Origin of the sequence: Kitasatospora sp. NPDC059599 (genome assembly GCF_042735125.1) — a bacterium.
GTDB lineage: Bacteria > Actinomycetota > Actinomycetes > Streptomycetales > Streptomycetaceae > Kitasatospora.
Genome location: NZ_JBHWCL010000264.1, coordinates 1 through 5270 on the forward strand (window position 1 = coordinate 1; position 5270 = coordinate 5270).

A 5270-nucleotide genomic window follows, 5' to 3' on the forward strand; every position below is an offset into this window, starting at 1 on the left:
GTCATGACGGCTTCGGTGCGCAGCGGGTTGATCTCGGAGACGGCGCCGACGAGCGTGGTCTTGCCGACACCGAAGCCGCCCGCGACGACGATCTTCGCGGAGGTGGTGGCGCGGGTGGGGGCGGCCGCGTTAGAGCTTGCGAAGTCCACTGAGGACCCTTTCGAGCAGCGTGACGTCGGGCTGGTTTCCGGATTCGCCGCCGGAAGCGGGCTGGTGGATGGCGACCAGGCCGGCCTCGGCCAGGTCGGCCACGAGGATGCGGGCCACTCCCAGGGGAAGGGAGAGCAGCGCCGACACCTCAGCGACGGATTTGACCTCCGTGCACAGCGTGCAGATCCGCTGGTGCTCGGGGAGCAGGGTGGACAGCCGCTGCGGATCGACGTCGGCGGAGACCAGGGCCTCCAGCGCGAGTTCGTAGCGCGGCCGGGTGCGACCGCCGGTCATCGCGAACGGACGGATCAGCGGCCCGGAGTCGGTCTCGTCCTCGAACTCCTCGACGTGCCCGGGTTCCTGGGCCGGCGCGTAGCCGGGCGCCGGTTCGGGAACGGCACCCGGGTAGCCGGGTGCCGGGGCGCCGTAGGACGGCTGCTGCTGGGCGTACTGCTCGTACTGGCCGTACTGCTCTTCGGGCCTGGCGTACGGGTGCTGGGGCTGCCCGTAGTGATGCCGGCCGTACTCCTGACCGTGGCCGACGCCGGGTGCTCCGAAGGCGTCATGGCCTGTGCCAGGGTACGGAAGACCGTATTGGCCACTGCGGTCGTCGGGCGGTGTCACGGTTCCTCTCCTCACAGGGTGCGGCGGTGCAATTGCGAGCTTCGGCGCAAGTCCGGAGCCGGTGGTGCGAAGGCCGTACAACGTCCGAACCCGAGCCCGCCGAAGCGGGCCCGGGAAGGACGCGGAGGTACTTCGAATACCTGGACGGTATCCGACGAACCGTCAGTGCAGGAGACTGCCCTGGAGTTCCGCGCGGAGAGCGGGGGTGAGGACGGCGCCGGCTCGGTCGACGAGCAGGGCCATCTCGTAGCCGACGAGGCCGATGTCGGAGTCCGGCGAGGCGAGGACGGCGAGGGCGGAGCCGTCGCTGACGGCCATGAGGAACAGGAAGCCCCGCTCCATCTCGACCACCGTCTGGTTGACCTCGCCGCCCTCGAAGATCCGGCTGGCGCCGGAGGTGAGGGAGGTGAGGCCGGAGGCGACGGCGGCGAGCTGGTCGGCGCGGTCGCGCGGGAAGCCCTCGGACATGCACAGGAGGAGGCCGTCCGCGGAGACCACCACGGTGTGGGACACCCCGGGGGTGTTGTCCACGAAATTGGTGATCAGCCAGTTCAGGTTCTGTGCGGCCTGGCTCATCTGAGTCAACTCAACGCTCCTGGTGGTTCGAGCCGCCGAAGAGATCGGTGCTGCGGTTCTGTCCGTTGCCGGACTGGTCTACCTGATCGGGGTCGATCCGGAAGCTTCCGGTGTTGCCGGCGCTGCGGCCCTGCTCCACACCGCGGCGCAGGTTCGTGAGGCGGCCACGGACCTCCTCGGGGTTGCGGGAGACCTGCGGCCCGTCCTGCGGGGTGGGCTTGGCGTTGCCGGGCACCAGGTTCTGCTTGGGCACGCGCCGCGGCAGACCGGCCTGGGTGGTCCCGGCGGAGGAGGGTTCGCGCAGCTGCTCGGCCCGCTGCCAGTCGCCGTCGTTCGGCGACTGCCAGGCGGTGCTGGCGGTCGGGCCGGTCGGGCCGTACCCGCCGAGCGAGGAAACGTCGTGGCCGCGGGACTCCGCGGCGGAGGAGGTGTCCTTGGCGCCGGCGAACCAGTTGGGGCTGTCGCCGGACGGCAGCGCGCCGGGCGGCGCGGTGCCGGGGCCGCCACCGGCCAGCTGCTCGCCGGGGCGGCGCTGCGGCAGCCCGGACGCCAGGGTGGCGGGCGCCTGCTCGGCTGCGGGCAGCGCGGGCGTCTCCGGGGCGTACGGGTGGCCGGCCGGGGCCTCCTGAGCCTGGTGGCCGTACTGGTCGTAGCCGCCCTGGTCGTAGCCGTACTGCTCGTCGGCGTAGGCGCCCTGCTGGTCGTAGCCCTGCTGCGGGTACTGGTCGTACCCGTCCTGGGCGTAGCCGTCCTGCTGGTAGCCCTGCTGGTCGTAGCCGTACTGGTCGTCGGCGTAGGCGCCCTGCTGCTGGAAGCCCTGCTGGGCGTACTGGTCGTAGCCCTGCTGGTAGTCCTCCTCGACCTCCGCGTCCAGCACCGGCTCCGGGCCGCCCTCCAGGGCCGCGCGGCGGACCTGGTCGAGGCGCTGGGAGCGCTGGACGGACTCCAGGGCCGGGCTGAAGCCGGAGGAACCGGCATTGCCGACACCGGTGAGGTGGTCGTCGAAGCCGAGCTCGGCGGCACTGCGGTTGCCGGCGTCGGGCGCCCACTGGGCGGTCGGCTCCTGGTCGGCGAAGATCCGGGAGACGGTGAACTGCTCCTCCGGCTCCGGCATCGCGCCGCCCTGGGTGACGAACGGCGGGAGCATGACCAGCGAGGTGGTGCCGGCCGACTCGCCGGACGGGCGGAGCTGGACGCGGATGTCGTGCCGCTGGGAGAGCCGGCCGACCACGAAGAGGCCCATGCGGCGGGAGATGGTGGCGTCGACCGTGGGCGGCTCGGCCAGCTTCTCGTTGATCTCCGCGAAGTCCTCGGCGGTGAGGCCGATGCCCTTGTCGTGGATCTCGACCAGCACGCGGCCGTCGGGCAGACGGGTCGCGTTGACCAGCACCCGGGTCTGCGGGCTGGAGAACGAGGTCGCGTTCTCCAGCAGCTCGGCGAGCAGGTGGACGAGGTCGGTCACGGCGGCGCCGACGACGTCGACCTCCGGGATGCCGGAGAGCTCGACGCGCTCGTACTGCTCCACCTCGGACGCGGCGGCGCGGAGCACGTCGACCAGCGGGACCGGGGTGTTCCAGCGGCGGCCGGCCTCCTCGCCCGCGAGGACGAGCAGGTTCTCACCGTTGCGGCGCATGCGGGTCGCGAGGTGGTCCAGCTTGAAGAGGTTCTCCAGCTGGTCCGGGTCGGCCTCGTTGTTCTCCAGGTCGGTGATCAGCGCCAGCTGGCGCTGGATGAGGCCCTGGCTGCGGCGCGACAGGTTGGTGAAGATCGCGTTGACGTTCCCTCGGAGCAGGGCCTGCTCGGCGGCGAGCGCCACGGCCTGCTGGTGGACCTGGTCGAACGCCCGGGCGACTTCGCCGATCTCGTCCTTGCCGTGCAGGGGGATCGGGGTCACCGAGGTGTCGACCCGGTCGGGGTCGGTCTTGGAGAGCTTCTCGACCAGGTCCGGCAGGCGGTGGTCGGCGATCTCCAGGGCGGCGCTGCGCAGGGTGCGCATGCCGAGGATCATCGAGCGGGCGACGTAGCCGGTGAGCAGGCCGGCCAGGATCAGTGCGGCGACGACGATGACCGTGTTGAGGATGGCGTCGTAGAGCGCGTTGTCCTTCAGGCTGCGGGAGTCGGTGAGGACGTCCTCCAGCAGCACGACTTCGGTGTTCCGCAGGGCCTGGATGTGGGTGTTGGCGGCCTGGTTCCAGTTGTCCGGGGTCAGACCGGCGTTCTTCGCCTCGGCGAACGCGGCGTCGGCGGTGGCCTTGCCCTTCAGCTGGCCCTCCGCTGCGGCCTGGCTGTACATGGCGGCCAGGGCCATCAGGCCCTGCATGGTGGGCGCGGAGCCGTTCGGCATCTTGTAGGCCGAGCGGTCCTGGGCGGTGGCCAGGGCGACCTGCGCGTCCGCGTACTTCTTGACGTCCTCGGGGGCGCTACCGGTGTTGAACTCGTTGAGGGAGACCTGCTCCAGCTTCTCCGCGACCACGATCGCCTGCGTCGCGTCGGCGTTCTCGTACCGGGTCGTGCCGTTCTGCGCGATGCCGACCAGCAGGCTCAGCATCAGCGAGCGCTGGGTCGAGGCGGAGGCCTTGGCCAGCGACATCGCGTAGATCGCGCGGCCCTTGCTGGTGGCGTTGGCGGAGCCCAGGCCGACCGAGTTGTCGTAGGCCAGCAGCGGAGCGAACATCGCCGAGTAGGCGCTCGCGGTCGCGGTGATGAACAGCTCGGGGTTGTAGGCGTTGGCCCGCAGGTGCGGCAGGTCGACGAGCAGGGCCTGGAAGGCCTCGTGGCGGCGCGGCAGCTCACCGGACTTGTCCGAGGCCGCGTAGGCGGCGTTGTACGCCTTCAGCGCGGCGTCGGTGTCGGCGCGGCGCTTGGTGACCTCGTTGTTCGGGTCCTGCTTGGTGAGCAGGGGTATGAGCGTCTTGTCGCGCTCGTTCTCCAGCGCTTCGGCGAGCTCGGTCGCGGACTTGGCCAGCTCGGCGGTCTTCTCGGCGCGGGAGGCCTTGATGTAACCGTCGACCGAGGTGTTCACTCGCAGACCGCCGAAGACGAGACTGATGATCACGGGGATCAGCAGGATCGCGATCAGACGGGTCGGCACGCGCCAGTTGCGCGGGCGGAGGAACTCGTACCGCCCTCCGGCACCGTCGTCGCCACCCGGTGTGCCGCCCGGTGCGCCGCCGCTGCGGGGCGCCGTGGCGATGCTCGGGGGCGTGGGAGCCGACGCGGCCTGCGGGCGTTCCTCGGTGGGAGTGAACGCGGAGAATCCGGCCGGGCCCGCGGGGGTACCGTTCGGCTCGCTCTGGCGGGGCTCGGAGCGCCGCTGCGGGGCGGGTTGCTGCTTACGCCTCACTCGACAACTACCTCTCGGCCGACTGCCGGCCATGGATCAATCCAGCGCTACCCCCGGGCCCTGACCCGTCGCCGGACGGGCCGGCACGAGAGATTCAGGGGTAGCTGGAATTTCAGCACGTGCAGGGATGGGGGACAAACAGCCGCCGTACGGCGCCCGTGCAGGAACAATCCGGACATTCACCAACATGACGGAGCAAAACCGTGGTCACCTGGCGCTGAGTGACGCTGATTCGCCACGCTGCGTCATTGTTGATCACAAAATGCCTACCGAACTGTTATCCGCTGCTTATACACGGGTCTTGCGCGGGGCCCCGGGAGGACACCGGCCGGTTAAGCGGCGCGGCCCCGTCGCCCCGTCGCAGTGACGGGCCGACGGGGCTGGACGGTTCCGGTCCTCCCGCGTCCGCTCAGCGCAGCCGGGCGAGCAGGGCGTGCTCGACGAGCGTGATGAGGGCGCTCTTGGCGCTGTCGCGGCGGCGCGCGTCCAAGGTGACGACCGGGGTGTCGGCGCCGAGCTGGAGGGCCTCGCGGACCTCGTCGGCGGTGTGGGGCTGGTGTCCGTCGAAGCCGTTGAG

General features: G+C 70.9%; 3 protein-coding genes and 2 pseudogenes. All 5 read right to left on the reverse strand.

Annotation, left to right across the window (positions count from 1 at the left end):
- Nucleotides 1-149, reverse strand: a pseudogene (locus ACFV04_RS43085) (ATP-binding protein); the annotation flags it as partial.
- A complete protein-coding gene (locus ACFV04_RS43090) occupies nt 130-774 on the reverse strand; it encodes a DUF742 domain-containing protein (protein WP_360269212.1) in 645 nt (214 codons plus the stop codon). The pseudogene ACFV04_RS43085 and the gene ACFV04_RS43090, both read right to left, overlap by 20 nt.
- A 162-nt stretch (nt 775-936) precedes the next feature.
- On the reverse strand, nt 937-1350 hold the full coding sequence (locus ACFV04_RS43095) for a roadblock/LC7 domain-containing protein (protein ID WP_030057391.1): 414 nt from the start codon (nt 1348-1350) through the stop codon (nt 937-939).
- A 10-nt stretch (nt 1351-1360) separates the two neighbouring features.
- Complete coding sequence (locus tag ACFV04_RS43100) at nt 1361-4693, reverse strand: nitrate- and nitrite sensing domain-containing protein (protein ID WP_380536534.1); 3333 nt, start codon at nt 4691-4693, stop codon at nt 1361-1363.
- 409 nt (nt 4694-5102) lie between these two features.
- A pseudogene (locus tag ACFV04_RS43105) lies at nt 5103-5270 on the reverse strand (ATP-binding protein); the annotation flags it as partial.

Bases quoted from the DNA above. Each gene is read 5' to 3' on its own strand.
- ACFV04_RS43095 (WP_030057391.1), bottom strand. From the start codon at position 1,350: ATGAGCCAGGCCGCACAGAACCTGAACTGGCTGATCACCAATTTCGTG.